The following is a 19,359-nucleotide window of genomic DNA, read 5'->3' as shown; positions in this document are numbered from 1 at the left end:
ATATATTTCTGATATAACTATATTTCCTAATACAAGTAATAATCCGTATTTAGCAAAATCTTTGAACAAGATAGTTTTATTCTTAAACTGCGTGAGCATTGCAAGCCCAATAATATTAGCTGATGCACCAATGGAAGTTGCATTTCCACCCAAACATGCCCCCATCGCAAGCGAATACCACACTGGACTCAAATTGCTAAAAATACCTGGTTGCACTACTTGTAAATGTTGAACAACGGGAATCATAGTAGCTGTAAAAGGAATATTATCAATGAATCCCGAAATTAAACTAGCAACAGGTAAAATAAACATAGAGAAAGATTTAACTGAATTGCCTGCAACTTTTACCATGATATTGGATAAATCAGCTATCACTCCAGTTTCTTCCATCGCTCCTGTAATGAGAAATAAACCAAAAAAGAACAAAAGGCTTTCCCATTCAACTTCGTTCAAAGTATCCCTCACCTGATTTGGTGCTAGTATCAGTAAAGAGAAGAACCCTGCTATTATAGCAATAGTGGAACTTTCTACACCTAAAAAGTGTTGAGCCGAAAAAGCAATTATTACTGTTACAAAAAGGATTATAGAGAGGAAAAAACTTTTTTTATCTTCAATTAAATGAGAAGTATCAAAACTTTTGATAGTCTCTTTATCAAATTTCATTTGAAGATCATTTTTAAAAACTAAAATAAAGAGCATATCCATGAATAAGAGATTAATTAATGCTATTGGGTACATAACTAAAGCGAATTCTGAAAAAGAAAATCCTGCAGCTGAAGCTATCATTATATTAGGAGGATCACCAATGATGGTTGCCATCCCTCCAATATTCGATGCAAAAATTTCACCTAAAACATAAGGGAAATAATTGACTTTTAATGAATCCGTTATAGCAAAAGTAATAGGTATAAAAACAAGTATTGTAGTAACATTATCAATAAAACCTGATATTATTGCAACTAAAAAAGTCAAGGAAATAAACAGCATATATCCGTTTATTCCAAATATTCTCAAAGTCTTAATGCCAACATATGAAAAAAGGCTGGTTCTTCGAATAACGTTTACAAAGAGCATCATCCCAAACAGTAAAAGAAGGGTGTTGAAATCTACATAATTTCTTATAGCTTCAATCTCGTCTGGGAAAACCCCGAATATAATAAGTACCGAAGCTCCCAACATAGCAACAATGGTTCTATTTATCTTGTGATTGATAATAAAAAACAATACTACTGCAAATACTATAAGGGTTATTAGTTCAGTTTGTGGCATAAATTAAAACTTCCTCCTGATGTTATTATTTTACTGTCATTAGAAACTTTAAAACTGTAAAGATAGCGGCCCTTTGCCCCACTCCCCTCCCCCTAAGGATGAAAAGAGTCTACCCCATTCGCCCCGCCCATCTAAGGAGAGAGTTCTGGACCCTTTCATCACGCAGCCCGTCCATTACGTAATCAGAAAAAAAAGAAATTTACATATATTCCTGAAATTACTATATTTCCCAATAATATTATCAAACCGTATTTTCAAAATTCCCAAAATGAAATTGTTTTTCCTTTAAATTCTGTTAAAAGACCTAACGCTATAACGTTCGCTGAAGCAGCTATTGGAGTTAAGTTCCCTCCTAAACAAGCACCCAAAGATAACGAATACCAAATGGGATCAAGATTAATAAATATGGAAGACTCAGAAATAGATAATTTTTCAATGACAGGTATCATTGCAGCCGTTAAAGGAACATTATTTAAAAAACCAGCAAAGAAGGAAGAAATTGTTAGAATCAAAAAGCTAAATATGCGTAACGAATTACCGGCAAAATCAACAAGCATATTAGAAAAAGCGCTAATGATACCTGTTTCTTCAAGTGCACCAGCTATTAAAAATAAAGCGAAGAAAAACAAAATGTTTTCCCATTCAACTTTAGATAATGTCTCCTTTAAATCCTTCGGTCTAAGAATAAATAACGAGAAAAAACCTGCAGCTAAGGCAACGGTTGAACTTTCTAAATTTAACTCATGTTGTAAAGCAAAAGCTAGGATAACTGCTCCAAACAAAAGTATAGACACGATAAATTCTTTTTTGTTTTCTACTATGTGAGATACATCAAAGTTTTTAATCGCTTCTTTGTCTATTTTAATTGATAAGTCTTCTTTGAAAAAATATATCAATAAGAGAATGGCGAATATTAAATTGATCAATGTAACAGGATACATAATAAGTGCGAACTCTGAGAAAGAATAACCTGCCGCAGAAGCAATCATAATATTAGGAGGATCACCAATTATTGTTGCCATACCTCCAATATTCGATGCGAAAATTTCCCCTAAAACAAAAGGTAGATAATTAATATTTAAGGAATCAGTAATGGCAAAAGTCATTGGGATAAAAACTAAAACGGTCGTAACGTTGTCAATAAAACCAGAAAATAAAGCAACCAAAAAAATTAGAGAAATGAATAAAGTGTAGGTGTTATTTCCGAACATTCTCAACATAGAGAGGCCTAAGAATGTAAATATACCTGTCTTTCTTAAAGTTTCCACAAATATCATCATTCCAAGCAGCAACAAGAGGGTGTTATAATCCACATACTCTTTTATTGCACCAATTTGGCTAGGAAATACCCCTGTTCCTAATAGAAAAATAGCCCCCAACATAGCGATAAGTGCTCTATCTATTTTCTGAAAAACCATTCCTACCACGACTATTATGAAGACTATTAATGATGTTATAGCATATATTGACATATAATTCCTCCGAAACGGAACCATTCTTTTTTACAAATGTTCTGAAGGGATTAGATATCCCCAACTAATTATAGTTTAAAAAAAATCTAAAGTCAAATAAATAAAAATTTCTTTATAATCCATGTTGCACTTCTCAATGACATTGATGGAAGTTAAGCATACTAATATTGTATAATTAAATTGAAGATATATAAGAAGGGTGGGCAGCGTTTGCTGCAGTATGCAAACTATGTTTTAAATGGGTTTGATTTTAGTTTGGGGGTTTTTAAGGGGGTTCCCCCCTTAACGTCCATAAAAGTAGGTGAATAAATGGCTTTTATTAAATTTATCATTTTAATTGCTATCTACTATTTATTAATATATGCAATAGGTCGACTTCTCCTAAAAAGAAAAGGTATTTCTTTGGGAAATGTAATTTTAGGAATATTCGGTATTACCATTTCAATCTTTCTTATCTATCTTTCACGAATAAACTTCCAGCAGGCAGGATTTCAAACTGGGAATTTTAAAAAAGGGTTTATTATGCTTCTAATCTCTTTTGTTTTAATATTGGGATCTTTAGGTAGTATGAGAAAGATGTCCTTTTCTGATCTCATGAAGATTCCCTACGGAAATTTTCGAAATAACAAAATTATATTATTACATGTTTGGATGGTTGTAGGCCCTACCGAAGAATTGTTTTATAGAGGATTTATCCAAGGAAATTTAAGAATGTTTTTACCAGGTTCAATTTTTTCTATTGAATATGCAACCATCATAGCAACAATAATTTTTGTTTTCGCTCACTTAAACAATCTTTTCTTTGGCAGAGAAAGTATAAAACAATTTATAAGTCTTTTGCCAGGAAGAATCATAATGGGATCGATTTTGGGATATACCTTTCAAATTTCAAATAGTTTGATCTATCCAATCATAATACATACCCTCTCAGATGGGTTAACTATAACTTACTTAATTATCTTAAAGAAACGATTTTTAAATAATTATCACTCTTAAATAACAAGTGATTAAATATTTTATTATAATTAAATTTAATATTAATATAAATCTTTTATTATCAATTAAAAACAATCATAACCATTTTTAAAAACGCTCTTGACATTATCGATTTTTTTGATATATAATTTTAATGAAAATAATAAACAACAATAGACAAAAATAAGAGTGAGGAGCGGGGCAAAAGAGCGCAAATTTTAGTAAAATAAATATTTTAGAAACTCTATAATCTTCAAAAAGATTTCAGTTTTAAAAGGGTTCAGGGCGCTAAAACAAGTTTTCAAGTTTCTAAAGATGGGAAAAACAGTGAAAAAGGAGGCGATAACAAATGTTGGAAAGAAGAAGAGACGATAGAGATAACAGAGAAGATTTGTTATCTCCTTTTGATTTCTTCAATAGAGAGTTTGAAGATTTCTTTAGATCATTGCCTTTTGGAACGACCTCTCGTGGTGAGATGGATGTTTATGAAACTGACGATGATTACATCGTAGAGTGTGAATTACCTGGTTTAAACAAAAAAGATATAAAAGTTCAATTGAACAATGATCTATTAACCATATCCGCAGAAAAAAAAGAATCCGATGAAGTAAAAAGAGGGAACGTATATAGGAGAGAAAGATACTTTGGTAGGATTGAACGAACTATAAGACTTCCAGAGTATATCGACAAAGACAAAATTAAAGCTGAATATGAAAATGGAGTTTTAAAATTAACTATACCAAAAGTTGAGACAGCTAAAGGTGAAGGAAAAGAGATCAAAATTGAATAAACATCATAATATTTAAGAAAGCAGGCGCAAGCCTGCTTTTTATAATTTTAAGTGCAAAATATTGCAAATAAATTTTCTTAATAAATCTTAATTATGGTATAATAAAAAATAAAAGCAACAACATCTAGCTAAAAGGAGGAGATACCCATGGAGCACATAGTAAAGTTCAACCTTGGAGAAGAGGAAATTGAAATAACTGATTTAACCCCTTTTCCAATCTTGCTTTGTGAGTTCTTGTATGAAGGAGATTTTGAGTTAATGAAGGCTGATTTAAAAAACAACTCAAAATTTATTGAAGAAACAAAGAAAATCGAAAAACTTGTAGAATACTTGCCCGGTTTAACTTCCAGCTTTGTGATTTATCCCTTCGTTCTTTCCGAATTTTTGTCTTATTTTTCTGAGTTTCAAATTAATTACTCCGACTTAACACATATATCTTTGAATGGACTATTCGATACGGTTTTATTGGAAGCTGATAAAAAGAACTTCGATTTCGTGAAAGATGTTGTGCATTTTATACTCAAAATTGATCCGAGTTTCGCTCCCGCCTACGAATTAATGGGTTCAGTTTTAGTAGAAAAAGGTGAGATGGAAGAAGGAGAGGAGTATTTAGAAAAAGCTGTTAAATTAGATCCTTGGAATATAGCTGCTTTGTCTGAATTAGGAGAATTATACTTTAATTTAGGCGAATACGAAAAAGCAGCTGCTATTTGGAAGAAAGAGTTAGAACTCTCTCCTAACAATTATGTAACCTACTTCATGATTTCAGATGCTTACATGCAAAAAGGGGATTATGAAAAAGCCGCTCACGTTTTAGAAAAATTTCTTAATAGATTCCCTAACAGTGTATTGGGTAAATATGAGTTATGTACTATTTATGAAAAATTATCAAGAACTACTGAAGCGAATGAACTCAAAGAGGAAATTCTCAATACGACACCTGAATATTCAACCGACATAGAGGTATGGGCTAAAGTAATGTTTGAAAATGGTAAATATAAAGAAGCTCAAAACTTTTTAGAAAAATATATAGACCAAGATAAAGAAAATGAACATTTTAAATTGCTATTGGTTATACCTTATTTAAAGGTTAAAAAATTTGAGGAAGCCAAAAGTATATATCAAGAAATAAAAGATAAGTACATGTGGTACATCTATGGGCTTGAAGAAATTCTGAACAAAAATTTGACGAAAGAGGAAATGGAAGTAATAGAAAAGGTGTAAAAAACACTGAATAAAAATAAAAAGGTTCTAATTATCGTTTTGTCTTATATAGTTGTAAATATGTTTGTCATACTCACCTCTTTTAACTGGCAAAATCTGCTTTTTGCTAATAGCCTTTTGTATATAGGGCTATATGATTATTTTACCTTTATCATTCCTGATTTAGGAATAGTAGCTATTTTGGTAATTGCATTACTCAACTTTGATTACTTTAATCTTTTTTTTACTATCATTATCTTTTTAATTACCTTTTATTATTGGCGAAATGGGAAAATGGGTTTTGGAGACGTGAAGTTTCTATCAGTCCTTTCTCTTCTTATTGGTATTTATATATTTCCCGTCATAATTGTTAGCATAATTCTAATTATTTTATCGAACATAGAAAAGAAAATCAAGAAGGTTCCATTAGGATTTTATGTAATGTTGAGTACATTCACTTTATATATTTTTAGGGGGGTTTATCATATTTTATGATATTTTTACATCTTTTATAGAAATTCCAGGTATTTTTATCTCACTCGGCATAATATTTTTAATTATCTGGTTAATAAGGAAGAAGAAACTATCTTTTCCTCTTTTAACCCTTTGCGTTGTAATCTATATATTTTCTTCTGGATGGTTTGCAAAAATAATCGTTTTACCGCTGGAAAATAGATATCCTCCAGTGGATGTTTCTCTGTTGGATAATACACAAGAAAAAGGGGTAATAGTTGTACTTGGAGGAGGAATAATTCCCGAAACTCCAAGAAAAGGATCTGGAGAATTATCTGATAGTGCTATGAAAAGAGTATATGAAGGTTTCTTGCTTTACCAAAATTTACAGGTTCCCATAGTTGTAACAGGTGGGAAACTACTAGGCACCGAGATACCTGAAGCTCAAATAATGAAAGAAGAATTGTTAAAAATGGGAGTCAAACCAAACGATATCTATGTAGAACCACTTGCCAAAAACACCAAGCAAAATGCGGAGTTTACGCTTAAACTATTGGAAGATTATGAAGTACAAAAGATATACTTAGTCACCAGCGCAATACATTTAACAAGAGCTATGAATTATTTCGAAAGTTACACAAACATCGATGTTGTTCCCGTTCCTACAGATTATAAGATTTCGCGAGAGGAATTGAAATGGTATGATTTCTTGCCCAATATGAGATTCCTAGAAGCAACTTCGTCAGCTTGGCATGAATATTTGGGATTGGTCAAATTTAAGATCAGTGACTAAAATTCAGACCGAGCCGGGCGAAGAGGGGAGTTTTTTTATCCTTATAAGTTTGACTGCAAAGTCTAAGGGACCGCAGGCCCTTTCCTTAAATGGGCGGGCTGCGGGGCGAAGGGGCGCTGTATAATAAACTTTCAAAGGAGGATCACAAATGGTTGAAAACAACAAAACACCTTACGAGTTTACTAATTATATAGTAAACACATTAAAATTATCTCCTTCAAATACTGCAATATTGTGTGTTGATTGTCAAAACGGATTTACCGAAAGATGTTCTAACGAACTTCCAGTAGTTGGAACAAATGAAGAGTGGATAGATCAGGTAAACGAGTTTTTGACTTTAATGAAAGAGAGAAATTTTAAGATTTTTGCAAGTATGGATGATCACCCTGAAAATCACATATCTTTTGAAAAATGGCCTCCTCATTGCATAAAAGGTACTTATGGGAATCAACTATTTATAAATACTTATGATTTCGTTATAAAAAAAGGCGAAGAAGTGGATGGAGATAGCTATTCAGCATTTTACAAAGACAGTGAAAGAAGAATTGAATCAGAATTAGACGAACTTTTGAGAAAGCATAAGATAGAAAATTTAGTGGTTTTAGGCTTAGCAGGAGACGTATGCGTAATAGCAACGATAGAAGATGCGTTAAAACGAGGACATAGGATATTCCCAGTAAGCCAATATATAAAAGCTGTGAACAAAAAGGATATTAAAGAAATCGTTGAAGAAAAATTTGGTAGAATAATAATCTAGGGTTTAAAAAAATACGGGGAACAACCCCGTATTCTTGGTCGGAGCGACTGGATTTGAACCAGCGACCTTCAACACCCCATGCTGACGCGCTGCCAACTGCGCTACGCTCCGGTTTACTTCAAAAAAATTATATCATATTTTCGAAAGAACGTCAAATTTTTAGGAAACATTCCGTTTTTTCAATTGATTAGGTATCACTAGGTAAAATATTCCAAGTATGCTAGTTATTATTCCAAACACAAAGAACAAACTTTTCAATGAAAAAAATGTTGCCATTATCCCAGCAAAAGCATAAGAAAAAGGCCTTAACGAATTATCTATCGTTGATCGCAACGCAAAAACTCGTCCCCTTGTGTTTTCAGGGGTAATTCTTTGAATCAAAAGATTTTCATTAATATTTCCTATCTCAGTCATAACACCTAACATCAACAAAGCAATCAATACGTAAATATAACTGTTAACTATACCAAGAGAAGCCAGGAATACTCCTGCCAAAACTGAGGATAACATTAGTGCTACGTACTTCATTTTTATTTCTTTAATGGATGATAGAACTAGGGCGGAAATAAAAGAACCTGCTCCCAACATCGTTTGCATAATTCCATACTCACCAGGACCTACTTTCAGTATCTCACTAGCCAACACAGGTAAGAAAACGAATATAGTGGTTCCAAAAAAATCATCTAAAGTTTCTAAGGTTATCAACCCTTTAAGTTGAACATTGGACCATATCACTTTAAAACCATCTTTTATATCCGAAAAAACCAAACCAGTTTTCCTAACTTCCTCTTCTTTTCTGCCTTTTTCTTCCGCTTTTATGAACATTTCAGAGACTGCCGAGAAAATAAAAGTCATCCCATCGATTAAAATTGCCCATTTTATTCCCACTAAAGACACAATCACACCGCCGATAGCCATCCCAATAAGTTGTGAAAGTCTATCTGTCATTGAAATCATGGCATTAGCTTGAGAAAGCTCATTATCGTTTACCATAATCGGGATTAAAGACAACAACGCAGGACCAAATAAAGTACCACAGATCTGTAATCCAAAAATGGTTATTATCAATACCCAAATTTGATAGAAATATGTTCCAAAGAAAATACCCAGCAAAATAAGGATTCCGCCACTTATTAAATCAGTTATAACAAGGATATTTTTCTTTTTCCATCTATCTGCCCAAACACCTGCAAAAGGAGAAAAGATAATATTCGTAACAGCTATAGTACTTAAAACAGTACTAACTGCACCTACCCCGCCTATCTCAGCTGCAGCCGACCAAAGAATAGCTATGATAAAAATAGCAGATCCGACACTGGATACTAGCCTACCGAAAAAAAGAAGTAGAAAATTACGGTTTTTTATTAAAAGTTGTAACCCGCCGGTTGAATTTGACATTTTATCTCCTCCTTTAATATTTTCAATATAATAATAAATATTCTACAAGAATTATATTATATAACATTAAAAAAGTCAAGTATTTTATTAAAATTTTTAAAGTTATTGATTAATTTGCATAAAAAAGTAACTCCCGCATGCTGCTTCGGGAGTTACCTCATAAGAGAAATTATTATTCCAATTCTTCAAACCTTGTTTCAAGCTTTTTTAATACTCCTGGGAGGGTAGTATATTCCATTTCTTCAGGTGGAAGCCTGTGTGGTTCGAAAGGACCTTGTAACCTTAGGTAATCTGCTAATTCTAAAGCTTTTTTCCGAGAGAGGTCAAAAGCAGGATCATCAAACAAATCTATAGGACCGATAAAATTACCGTGACTTATCTGGAAGCCTGCTGCAATTACACGAGGTGGCCCATCAAATCGTGTACATTGAGCATTTTTGAAAGAAACGGACATTAAAGGGCCGTTATGTGAACCACGCATCCATCCACTGACTAAATAAGGTACGCTAAAGGGTTCTAAGACCTCTCCCAAAGCTGGTAAACCCGATTGTGCTCTTACCAATGCTACTGGATCGTCTTTCCCTACATATTTTTCAGCGATAAAGAACCGCTTTTCTGTGCTTACTACTGCAACGGGTTCATCTTTAGGTAGAGGGCTAGAATCCTTGGGAAAAACCCTTTTTATAACATATTTGCTTTTTGCACCTATCAAAGATAATAAAAGATACAAATCTTCGGGACATTTGAGAAAAATTCTTTTTCTTTCTTTTATATTCCACACTTCAAATATAAATCCATCAATTAGCAAAGGGTCAATAATCAATCCTGCAGTATTGAATGGATCCGCAAAAATTTTGTATATGGGGAAGTTAAAAGAACCTGGTTCTGTTTTATCCATCATAAATGCAACTAAAGTTTCAGACCCCCGTTCTGTAAATTCCATTTCTGCTATGCCTGGCCCCATTCCTTTAATATTTCCGGTTGCCCACTCTTCTAAGCTAGGGACCCGCGGTCCCTTAAACCAAGGGGGAGTGATTTACACCGTAGTTTGAGATCTTTTTATCCCTTGGGAGATATCCTTTGATTAATTGATTTTAAAATATTTTTATAAGTAAAAATTTAATTAAAAAGACGATTTTTCATGATATATTGGTATAATATTCACTGAAGCTGATTAAATATAATTAAGCTCAATGGAGGGAATAAAATAGTGAAGTTTAAAATAGTAGTTGACAGTTGTTGTTATTTAACAAAAGAAATTAAAGAAAGATTTGATATATCGACAGTTCCATTATTTATTGATGTTGGTGATCAGCATTTTATAGATGATGAGAATCTAGACCGTGAAAAACTACTGGAGGCAATGAGAAACTCTACCGAAGTCCCTAAAACTGCCAGCCCGGGGCCTCTTCCATTTCTAAATTTATTCGAGAAATATGAAAATACCTTTGTAGTTACATTATCTAAGGAGTTAAGTTCGAGTTACCAGAATGCGGTTCTCGCTAAGAATATTTTATTGGAAGAAGCTAAAGACAAATTCGTGAAGGTGTTCAATTCTTTTAGCGCTTCTGTCGGTGAAACAATGATTGCTTACAAAATTGGTGAATTAATTGAAGCAAAACTCGGTAGGGAAGAAATAATAAAAAAAGCAGAAAAATATATAGAAGAGATGCAGACCTTATTTGTGCTTGATTCGCTAGATAACCTTATCAAAGCAGGACGTATGGGGAAATTGAAAGGTCAATTTGCCTCTTTTTTGAATATAAAACCTATTCTGGCAGGTACTAAAGAAGGTACTATAACTTTATTGGATAAAGCACGAGGAAGCAAAAATGCGATTAAAAAGCTAATTGATAAAATAGGAGAAGTGGGGAATAATTTGAAAGATAAAGTTTTAGGAATTGCTCATTGCAATGCTCTCGAGAGAGCCGAGTATATTAAAAAAGAGGCAGCTAAAAGATATAATTTCAGAGATATAATTATTGTGGAAACTGCAGGGATAAGTACAGTTTATGCTAATGAAGGCGGAGTTATACTTGCTTTTTAAAGTGAATTAGATGTTGAAAATTCCCGTCATTATTGACGGTTATAATATATATGTGGTTTTTTTGCATTTATCTTCATTTTATACAGCAAGAATAAATGCCTGTGAAAGTTTCTTTCGGTTCTAGATAAGAGATTCTTGGTTATGAACTAAAAGGGTTTTCTTCGGCATAAAAGGCTGCAGATGCTGCCCCTAAAATGCCCGCATCTTCCACTAAAGATGATTGTTCTATGGTGTAAGTGTCGACGAAACTGCTCATAACATATTTTTTCGTCATTTCTCTTAAGGGAACAAAGAGAGCATCTCCAGCTCTACTTAATCCCCCGCCGATTATTATTTTTTCAGGATTGAAGGCATGAACATAGCCTCCAATAGCCCTTGCGAGTGCATCGATGGCAAAATTACAAACTACACTGGCAAGGGGATCATTTTTTTCATAAGCCTGAAAAACGTGTTTTGATTCAATTTTTTCTTTTTTTCCGGCTAATTTTAATACAAGGCTATCCGGATATCTATCTATCAAATTTTTGGCTTCTAATGCTATATATTTGGCAGAAGAAGTAGCTTCTACACATCCTCTATTACCACAACCGCATTGTGGGCCATTTGGTACAACTACAACATGTCCCAATTCTGGGGCTAACCCATCTTTACCCGTTAAAAATGTGTTGTTACAAACAACGCCTGAACCTATGCCTGTTCCTATGGTTAAAGCGATGAAATCGTGCAAACCCTTTGCTTTTCCAAAATACCATTCTCCAAGTGCAAAGGCATTTGCATCATTTTCTAAAAAGACGTCAACTTCTATATTTTCTTTTATCAAACGAACCAATTCAAAATTGCGCCAATTTGGAAAGTTTGGGGAAAATCTCACAATTCCATTTTTTCTATCTATTGAACCTGGTGAACCTATTCCGATTGCGGAAAATTCAGTTTTTTCCGCTAATTCTTTCACCGTTTTTGTTATATTAGCTATTACCTGGGCATTTCCCATTTCAACTTCTGTAGGCCTAGAAATTTTTTTAATTATTCCTTTTTTTTCATCGACTAATCCAGCTTTTATTTCAGTGCCTCCCAAATCGATTCCTACTACCAACATTGCCATCACTCCTTGAAAGTGTATTTGCTGTCTTCTATTATATTAGCTCCCCTTCGCCCAGCAGCCCACCCTTGGACGTTAAGGGGTAAACCCCTTAAGATCCCCAAGTTCAAAATCAAAGTTTATTTTAAAAAAACTTTTTGCACAAATCTGCAAAAGGGCTCTGTCCTGTGACCTATTTTAAAACAATTTTTTTGTAGGTTTTTTGTAAGCTGTGCTTAGACTTTGTTAGCGCCCCTTCGCCCCGCTGCCCGCCCAGAAGGAAAGGGGAAAAAGGATCCTTCGCCCTGTGACCCACCCCGCACAATTCTGCCAAAAATATATTATAATAAGTTTATCAATCTATTATATCAAATGTAAAATTAATTGTTTAAAAAAAAGATGAAGTTCTACTAAACCTATCTTTTAAAAATACAAAAAATAATAAAGGGTGGAGAAAATGGTTTATGCAATTATAGTAGCAGCTGGAGAAGGAAAAAGAGCAGGATTTGAAATTCCAAAACAATTTGTAAAATTAAAAAACAAAACTATATTGAGTATGTCGGCTGAAAAATTCCAGAATTCAAAATTAATAGATAAGTTCCTCGTCGTATCTCATAGAAACTACGTAGATTTAACAGAAAAAGAGGTTAAAATCTTCTCAAAATTTGAGAATGTGGTAATTGGCGGAAGCAGTAGACAAGAAAGCGTTTATAACGCCCTGTTGTATTTGAATAAAAAAGATAATAAGCCTGATTTAGTTTGCATTCATGATGCCGTAAGACCTTTCGTTGATATTAAAAAAATAGATGAAAGCATCTACAAAGCAAAAGAAATAGGAGGGGCTGTTTTGGCAGAAATGGCAGAAAACACGGTTTCTCAAGTCAATAACGGTCGGATTTTAAAAACTTTAGAAAGATCCCAGATTTATCTGCATCATACCCCTCAAACTTTCGATTTTGCCAAATTACTTAAAGCTTATCAAAATGTGGAAAAGATCTTATCTTCCTTCACAGATGACGCATCTATATTTATTCATGCTGGTTATGAAACATCGATTGTGGAAGATCACAAAAATAACATCAAACTAACGAAAAAAGAGGATTTTGAACTAGCCAGATGTTTTTTTGAATTGAATCCTTAATCTAAAAATGTTTCAAAAACCTTGATCCCAACATCTATTACCTCATCGGGAGGCAAAAATTCAGGGTTATGAAGACCGTGGTGTTCGCCTTTGGAACTCCCTAACCAACACATTAGTGCGGGATATTTTTTTGATATAAAGCCAAAATCCTCACCCGTCATTTTTAGGCCACAGTCAATAAAATTAAATGTTTTTGAGAGTTTAGGAATAAATTTGTCGTATAGCAATGAATCGTTAACGACTTCCGAATAGAAAGACCCTTTGCTTAACGAATAATCAACCCCTGTCATGGTCTTTATCCCTGACAGTATATTTTTCATATCTTCGAAATATTTTAGGCTATTTTCGGAATTAACACCTCTGATACTTCCTTCAACATGGGAGTTCCCTGGTAGAATGTTGATCGCGCTACCAGCATTTACTTTACCAACGCCAATTACAAAAGGCTCCATAGGATCTTTTGGTAGTTTATCCAACACATCTAAAAATATGCGAAGGGCGTTCAACGCATTTTTAGATTGATGAGGAAAGGCAAGATGTGAGGAAACCCCTTCAAAATTCACAAAGAACTCAAGGGCTGAAGCAAAAAGTGTACCACGCGTTGAAGCGATGGTCCCCAGGGGGAAGTCATCGTTGACGTGTAGTGCAAAAGCCGCTTTTATATTGAATTTATCCAATATTCCACTTTCGATGACCTTTTGGGCTCCACCCTTTGATTCTTCTGCAGGTTGAAATAAAAATATTATATTTTTCTTTACTTTATTTTTTATTACGTTGATAAAAAAACCATACAAGATAGCAGTATGAACGTCATGACCACATGCGTGCATGTATTCGTTTTTTGATTTGAAATCAACGTTGGTCTTTTCTTTTATGTTTAAAGCATCGATATCTGCCCTAAAAAGAAGGTACTCATCGCCACTGCCACCACCATTATACTCAACAATAAGTCCAGTTTTTAAAGGTTTATATACGTTAATATCAACATTGTAAAAGGAAGCGGCTTCTTTTATGGTTCTTTCCAATAATTCTGTAGTTTGATACTCTTCAAGAGATAATTCTGGATTCTCATGTATTTTATGTCTCAATTCGTACGGTGAAAGGATCATTTTAAAACCTTCTCTAATTTTGTCAACATCTTTTTGATATCGTTATATTCAATATTTAAAGGAGGCAGTAGACGAATCACACTATTATGAAGTACATTCAACAAAAGGCCCTCTTGTAGACCTTTTTCCCTCATTTGAGGGTCCTCTTCTTTTAACTCTATGCCAATCATCAAACCTTTACCTCGAACTTCTTTTACTTTTTCAAAATTTTTCTCTTTTAAATATTGCATTATGTAATTTCCTTTTTCTTCAACATCTTTCAGAAGAGAAGGGATGTTTTCCACAACGAACCTAGCTCCCGCAAGGGCTACAGGATTTGGAGCAAAAGTTGAGCCGTGTTCTCCTTTTTCAAAAGCCTGAGATAGATTTTCAAGAAATATCGTACCTCCCAAAGGTAAACCGCCGCCTATGGATTTCCCAATGGTTATAATATTAGGAGATAGCCCAAAATGCTGGTATGAAAAAATTTTTCCCGTTCGCCCAAGTCCAGCTTGAACCTCATCGCAGACTAAAATAAAATTATATTTCCTTTTTAAGTCCTCTATCAAAGATGCAAATTCTGGTTTGATTGATACTATTCCGCCTGATCCCAGAATCGGTTCTACAAAAACAGCCAACGTTTCTTCTCCAAATAGATCGAAGTATCTACTTAAATCCTCAACATCGTTATACTTCAGTTCTATAGTGTTGGGAAGCAAAGGTTCAAAGGGCTTTCTTAGATCTTTAAAACCGTTTATAGAAAGTGCACCTAAAGTTCTACCGTGAAAACCATTCTCGAAAAAAACGATCTTATTCCTTCTATCTGTTGCTCTTTTTTTAATAGCTTTTAAAGCAGCCTCTGTTGCCTCTGCTCCAGAATTACTGAAGTAAACTGTACCATTCTTCCCCGTGAAATTAACTAGTTTTTCTGATACGAAAATGGCATCTTCATCGAGAAAAAAATTAGAGGTGTGCATATATCTATCCATCTTTTCCTTCAAAGCTTGTAACAAAGATGGGTAAGAATGCCCAAAACTCATTACCCCTATTCCAGCAAATGTGTCCAAAAACGCTTCCCCTGTTTTATCGTAAATGTAACAACCTTCCGCTCTATCTATTTTTATTGGAAATGGGTTGTAGACTTTTAGTAGGCTCATAAATCAAACTCCTTTGCTAAACTTTCAACAGCTTTTTGTTTATACTCTTTTGGAATCAAACATGAAATTTTTATTTCCGAAGTAGTCACCAAAAAAATAGGGATATCTTCAATAGCCTTAAAAAACCGGGAAGCCACCCCTCTTGCCTTTTTCATACCTATTCCGACTACTGAGATTTTAACTAAATCATTTTTAAAATCGATAAAATTCTCTTGATAATTTTTAAGGGATTCATTTAAAAGTTCTCTAAAATTATCGATTACACTGTCTACGATGCTGAAAGAGATATCAACTTTTTCATTGTTTTTTATGATGGATATCATGTCTATATTTAAGTTTTTGTTGGCGGCGATTTCAAAAATTTTATTAATAAAAAAATGGCCCGTTGGAAGATTAAAAATAGTGACTTGAATTTGATTTTCATCCACACTTAAACCGGTTAAAACAGGTTCTTCTATATATTCGTTGTAATTATCGACCACGTAACTTCCCTCCTCATCTGAAAAAGACGATGCACAGTATAACTCCACATTAAACTTTTTAGCGATTTCTACCGACCTTGGGTGCAATACTTTTGCTCCTAAAGCCGCCATTTCTAGCATTTCATCGTAAGTAACGTACTTTAATTTTTTTGCTTGGGGATAAATCTTTGGATCAACGGTATAAATACCGGCAAAATTACTGTAAATTTCACATTTAACGTTTAAAGAAGCGGCTAAAGCCACCGCGGAAGTATCAGAACCCCCTCTTCCCAAGGTTGTTAAATCTCCTTCTTCTGTAACACCTTGAAATCCTGTAATAACTAAAACATCATTGTTTGTAAGGTTTTTGTGGATTGTTTCTTTATTTATTGCTTTGATCTGAGCCTCATTATAGTCAGAAGTAGTCAATAAACCTAATTGAAAGGCATTCATGGATTTTGATTTGATACCTCTATCGTTCAACATCATCGATAACAGAGAGGCACTGATCTGTTCTCCTGTAGCTAAAAGCATATCCAATTCTCGTGGCTCAGGATTTTTAACTGTTTCTTTAGCTAATGCTATCAACCTATTGGTGGTCTCTCCTCTTGCAGAAACCACAACTAATACTTTAAACCCTTCTTCTACTTTGTTACATATTCTCTTGGCAACATTGTTCAACCTTTCAGAATCCCCAAGAGAACTTCCTCCGTACTTTTGAACTATCAATTTCATTAATAATCCACCCCGGTAAATTTATATAAATAAATTATTTCAGTTTTCTAAGCCCTTCTATAAGTTGCGTTTTGGCTTTTGTTTTATCGTCAACCTTCTTAATGAATTTTGCAGGGACTCCTGCTACCACAGAGTAAGGTTCGACATCAGAAATTACAACAGAACCTGCTCCGATTATTGATCCCTCACCTACTTTGACCCCTTCTAATATCACTGCGTTAGCTCCAATAAGAACATTATCCTCAATCACCACTGGTTGAGCACTTGGTGGTTCTATTACTCCTGCTATAACTGCTCCTGCACCAATATGGCAATTTTTACCTATTTGAGCCCTTCCTCCTATAACAACATTCATATCTATCATGGTGTTTTCTTTAATACAAGCTCCTATATTGATGACGGCACCCATCATAATAACACAACCGTCGCCTATCTCCACAAGATCCCTTATTATAGCACCTGGTTCTATTCTCGCGTTGTATTTAGATAAATCTGCCAAAGGTATAGCTGAATTCTTTCTATCTCTTTCTATCCTGTAATTAATTATAGAATCTTTATTATTCTCATAAATTGTTTTGAAATCTTCTTCTTCGCAAAACAAAATTCCGAATTCATCGTTACCATAAAATTCTACATTGGAAAAATCTACTTCTTTGAGGTTACCTTTAATGTAAACCTTTAAAGGATTCTTTTTCTTTGAGGTTGCTATTAAATTTATTATTTCTTCGGTGTTCATGATGACCTCCTATTAACTGTTTTAGCGCCCTTTCGCCCCGCTCCCCACCCATTTTATGGAAGGGACCTGCGGTCCCTTAGACCCTAGTGGGGGAGGGCTCCGCCCTGTGACCTGATCCGCTTAAATTACATCTGTAAAGGTAAAATACCCATTCTTTTTGTTGGTTACAAACTCTGCGGACTTAAGGACCCCTTCTGCGAAGGCTCTTCTTGATAAAGCCCTATGAGAAATACCGAGAACTTCGCCCAAGTTCGCCATGTACAATACATGATCTCCTGCTACATTCCCCAACCTTAATGAGCTTATAGGTACATCTTTATCCAAGCTTTCTTTTATCATCTTGGCTGTTCCAGAAGGCTTATCTTTTTTAAATCTATGATGTGTTTCAACTATCTCAATATCCCACCCGTCGATTTTATCTTTCAAAAAGTCCACCATCTTTAGAAACAATTGTATGCCGATCGAAAAGTTGTAGCTTTGAACTACAGGTACATCTTTAGCTAAAGCCTTTAAAGCTTCAATCTGCTCATCTTGAAGCCCTGTTGTTCCAATGATCAATGGAACTTTAAATTTTTTCACGTAATCTTCAGTTTTTTCAAAAACTTCGGGAAGTGAAAAATCGATAATAATTTGGGGTTTTTCTTGAAAATGCTCACCATCTTTATCGTATCCCCAGACAAATTCATGGTTCTTCTCCTCAAAGAGGTCTTTTATCTCTTTTCCCATTCGTCCTTTGTATCCGACTATGCCTATCTTCATAGGAGATTCAACCTTTCCATCTCTTCTTTGAGAAGTTTCTCTGTTTCTTGGCTTGCTTTTACCAATGGTAATCTCACGACATTTTCACATAAACCTAACAAAGAAACGGCGTATTTGACAGGAATGGGGTTGACCTCTTTGAACAATAGTTTGTTGAGTTTCATAAATTGATTGTTTAATTTTCTTGCCTTTTCTAAATCGTTGTTAAGAATGCTATGAGTCAATTCAACGAAAGATTTTAGGGCAACATTGGATGTAACTGAGATAAGCCCATCTCCACCTAAGCTCATTATAGGAAGAACTTGATCATCGTTTCCGGAAAATACCTTAAGAGAATCTGGTTTTATTGAAAATAATTCTACTATTTGTGATATATTACTGCTCGCCTCTTTCACCCCTATTACATTTTTACAGTTTTCGTGGATAGAAACGGCTGTTTCTGGATTTATATTCATGCCAGTTCTCGAAGGAACGTTGTACATTATTATTGGTAAAGTTGTTCTTTCAGAGATGTACTTAAAATACTCTACCAATCCTTTTTGCGTGCTCTTATTGTAGTAAGGGGTGACGATTAATAAACCATCTGCACCAGCACTTTCAGCCAATTTATTGTTTTTCAAAACGTGATTCACGTTATTTGTCCCCGTTCCCACAATAACGGGAACCTTTTTATTGACAATTTCTACTACGGTGTTGACTATTTTTTCTCTTTCTTCCTCTTCAATAGCAGGTGCTTCTCCAGTAGTTCCTAAAACTATTAAACTGTCAACACCGTTATCAAGCTGATATTTAACAAAAGTTTTTAATGAATTATAATCGACGTTTGTTTCCTTGTCGAAAGGTGTGATAATAGCTGTTCCAACACCAGTAAACATTTGGAATTCCTCCTTTAAAGTTTTATATCTCTGTTTATAGCGCCCTTTCACCCTGCTTCCCACCCGTTTTAAGGAAGGGACCTGCGGTCCCTTAGACCCTGGTGGGGGAGGGCTTCGCCCTGTGACCCTTTTAAAACAATTTTTTTGTAAGCTGCGCTTAGACTTTGTTAGC

18 protein-coding genes, 1 tRNA gene and 1 pseudogene are annotated in these 19,359 nt (G+C 34.3%); 8 read left to right on the top strand and 12 right to left on the bottom strand.

What is annotated here, in order from left to right; all coding sequences use genetic code 11:
• Positions 1 to 1,269 (bottom strand): ArsB/NhaD family transporter (locus AA81_RS09070; protein ID WP_103898850.1); only part of this gene is annotated, 1,269 nt, incomplete at its 3' end.
• A gap of 254 nt (positions 1,270 to 1,523) precedes the next feature.
• Entirely contained in the window at positions 1,524 to 2,741 is a 1,218-nt protein-coding gene (locus AA81_RS09065) for an ArsB/NhaD family transporter (RefSeq protein ID WP_245863551.1), read from the bottom strand.
• A 309-nt stretch (positions 2,742 to 3,050) separates the two neighbouring features.
• Here AA81_RS09065 and AA81_RS09060 point away from each other — a divergent pair, with 309 nt between their 5' ends.
• The 6 genes from AA81_RS09060 (at position 3,051) to AA81_RS09035 (ending at position 7,712) form a co-directional block, all read left to right on the top strand.
• Positions 3,051 to 3,737: a CPBP family intramembrane glutamic endopeptidase gene (locus tag AA81_RS09060; protein ID WP_103079601.1), complete on the top strand. Its 687-nt coding sequence runs from the start codon at positions 3,051 to 3,053 to the stop codon at positions 3,735 to 3,737.
• A gap of 328 nt (positions 3,738 to 4,065) precedes the next feature.
• Positions 4,066 to 4,506 (top strand): Hsp20/alpha crystallin family protein, encoded by a 441-nt coding sequence (locus tag AA81_RS09055; protein WP_103079600.1) that lies wholly within the window; start codon positions 4,066 to 4,068, stop codon positions 4,504 to 4,506.
• Positions 4,507 to 4,653: 147 nt separating this feature from the next.
• Positions 4,654 to 5,730 carry a tetratricopeptide repeat protein gene (locus tag AA81_RS09050; protein WP_103079599.1) on the top strand — a complete coding sequence of 359 codons (1,077 nt, stop codon included), beginning with the start codon at positions 4,654 to 4,656 and terminating at the stop codon, positions 5,728 to 5,730.
• A 60-nt stretch (positions 5,731 to 5,790) separates the two neighbouring features.
• Positions 5,791 to 6,204 (top strand): prepilin peptidase, encoded by a 414-nt coding sequence (locus tag AA81_RS14885; RefSeq protein WP_369333232.1) that lies wholly within the window; start codon positions 5,791 to 5,793, stop codon positions 6,202 to 6,204.
• A gap of 205 nt (positions 6,205 to 6,409) precedes the next feature.
• Positions 6,410 to 6,955: a YdcF family protein gene (locus AA81_RS09040; RefSeq protein ID WP_169926385.1), complete on the top strand. Its 546-nt coding sequence runs from the start codon at positions 6,410 to 6,412 to the stop codon at positions 6,953 to 6,955.
• Positions 6,956 to 7,103: 148 nt separating this feature from the next.
• Positions 7,104 to 7,712, top strand: a complete 609-nt coding sequence (locus AA81_RS09035) for an isochorismatase family protein (RefSeq protein WP_103079596.1) — start codon at positions 7,104 to 7,106, stop codon at positions 7,710 to 7,712.
• Between the two features lie 35 nt (positions 7,713 to 7,747).
• Here the strand turns inward: AA81_RS09035 and AA81_RS09030 are convergent.
• The 3 genes and pseudogenes from AA81_RS09030 to AA81_RS09020 form a co-directional block, all read right to left on the bottom strand.
• Positions 7,748 to 7,823, bottom strand: a tRNA-Pro gene (locus tag AA81_RS09030).
• 48 nt (positions 7,824 to 7,871) lie between these two features.
• A complete protein-coding gene (locus AA81_RS09025) occupies positions 7,872 to 9,110 on the bottom strand; it encodes an MFS transporter (RefSeq protein ID WP_103079595.1) in 1,239 nt (412 codons plus the stop codon).
• Between the two features lie 172 nt (positions 9,111 to 9,282).
• Positions 9,283 to 10,092 (bottom strand): annotated as a pseudogene (locus AA81_RS09020) (fructose 1,6-bisphosphatase); the annotation flags it as partial.
• A 228-nt stretch (positions 10,093 to 10,320) separates the two neighbouring features.
• Here AA81_RS09020 and AA81_RS09015 point away from each other — a divergent pair.
• Positions 10,321 to 11,157 carry a DegV family protein gene (locus AA81_RS09015; protein ID WP_103898849.1) on the top strand — a complete coding sequence of 279 codons (837 nt, stop codon included), beginning with the start codon at positions 10,321 to 10,323 and terminating at the stop codon, positions 11,155 to 11,157.
• Between the two features lie 139 nt (positions 11,158 to 11,296).
• Here AA81_RS09015 and AA81_RS09010 read toward each other — a convergent pair whose 3' ends face one another.
• The gene (locus tag AA81_RS09010) at positions 11,297 to 12,253 is read right to left on the bottom strand and encodes an ROK family protein (RefSeq protein ID WP_103079593.1); all 957 of its coding nucleotides are present in this window, start codon (positions 12,251 to 12,253) and stop codon (positions 11,297 to 11,299) included.
• A 439-nt stretch (positions 12,254 to 12,692) separates the two neighbouring features.
• Here AA81_RS09010 and ispD point away from each other — a divergent pair, with 439 nt between their 5' ends.
• Complete coding sequence (ispD, locus tag AA81_RS09005; protein ID WP_103898848.1) at positions 12,693 to 13,376, top strand: 2-C-methyl-D-erythritol 4-phosphate cytidylyltransferase; 684 nt, start codon at positions 12,693 to 12,695, stop codon at positions 13,374 to 13,376.
• Here ispD and AA81_RS09000 read toward each other — a convergent pair.
• The 6 genes from AA81_RS09000 to dapA all read right to left on the bottom strand — a co-directional run bounded on the left by AA81_RS09000 (position 13,373) and on the right by dapA (position 19,187).
• On the bottom strand, positions 13,373 to 14,485 hold the full coding sequence (locus tag AA81_RS09000) for an amidohydrolase (protein ID WP_103898847.1): 1,113 nt from the start codon (positions 14,483 to 14,485) through the stop codon (positions 13,373 to 13,375). The two genes, ispD and AA81_RS09000, sit on opposite strands and share 4 nt — an antisense overlap.
• Positions 14,482 to 15,621, bottom strand: a complete 1,140-nt coding sequence (locus tag AA81_RS08995) for an aspartate aminotransferase family protein (RefSeq protein WP_103898846.1) — start codon at positions 15,619 to 15,621, stop codon at positions 14,482 to 14,484. The genes AA81_RS09000 and AA81_RS08995 overlap by 4 nt, the downstream gene beginning before the upstream one ends.
• A complete protein-coding gene (locus tag AA81_RS08990) occupies positions 15,618 to 16,817 on the bottom strand; it encodes an aspartate kinase (protein ID WP_103898845.1) in 1,200 nt (399 codons plus the stop codon). Before AA81_RS08990 ends, AA81_RS08995 begins: the two co-directional genes overlap by 4 nt.
• A gap of 34 nt (positions 16,818 to 16,851) precedes the next feature.
• A complete protein-coding gene (gene dapD, locus AA81_RS08985) occupies positions 16,852 to 17,553 on the bottom strand; it encodes a 2,3,4,5-tetrahydropyridine-2,6-dicarboxylate N-acetyltransferase (protein WP_103898844.1) in 702 nt (233 codons plus the stop codon).
• Positions 17,554 to 17,673: 120 nt separating this feature from the next.
• The gene (locus AA81_RS08980) at positions 17,674 to 18,312 is read right to left on the bottom strand and encodes a 4-hydroxy-tetrahydrodipicolinate reductase (protein ID WP_103898843.1); all 639 of its coding nucleotides are present in this window, start codon (positions 18,310 to 18,312) and stop codon (positions 17,674 to 17,676) included.
• Entirely contained in the window at positions 18,309 to 19,187 is an 879-nt protein-coding gene (gene dapA, locus AA81_RS08975) for a 4-hydroxy-tetrahydrodipicolinate synthase (RefSeq protein ID WP_103898842.1), read from the bottom strand. Before dapA ends, AA81_RS08980 begins: the two co-directional genes overlap by 4 nt.
• Positions 19,188 to 19,359 lie beyond the last annotated feature (172 nt).

The organism is Petrotoga halophila DSM 16923 (assembly GCF_002924615.1).
The sequence above is the reverse complement of the archived record's forward strand: the minus strand, read 5'-3'. Positions and strand labels throughout refer to the sequence as shown.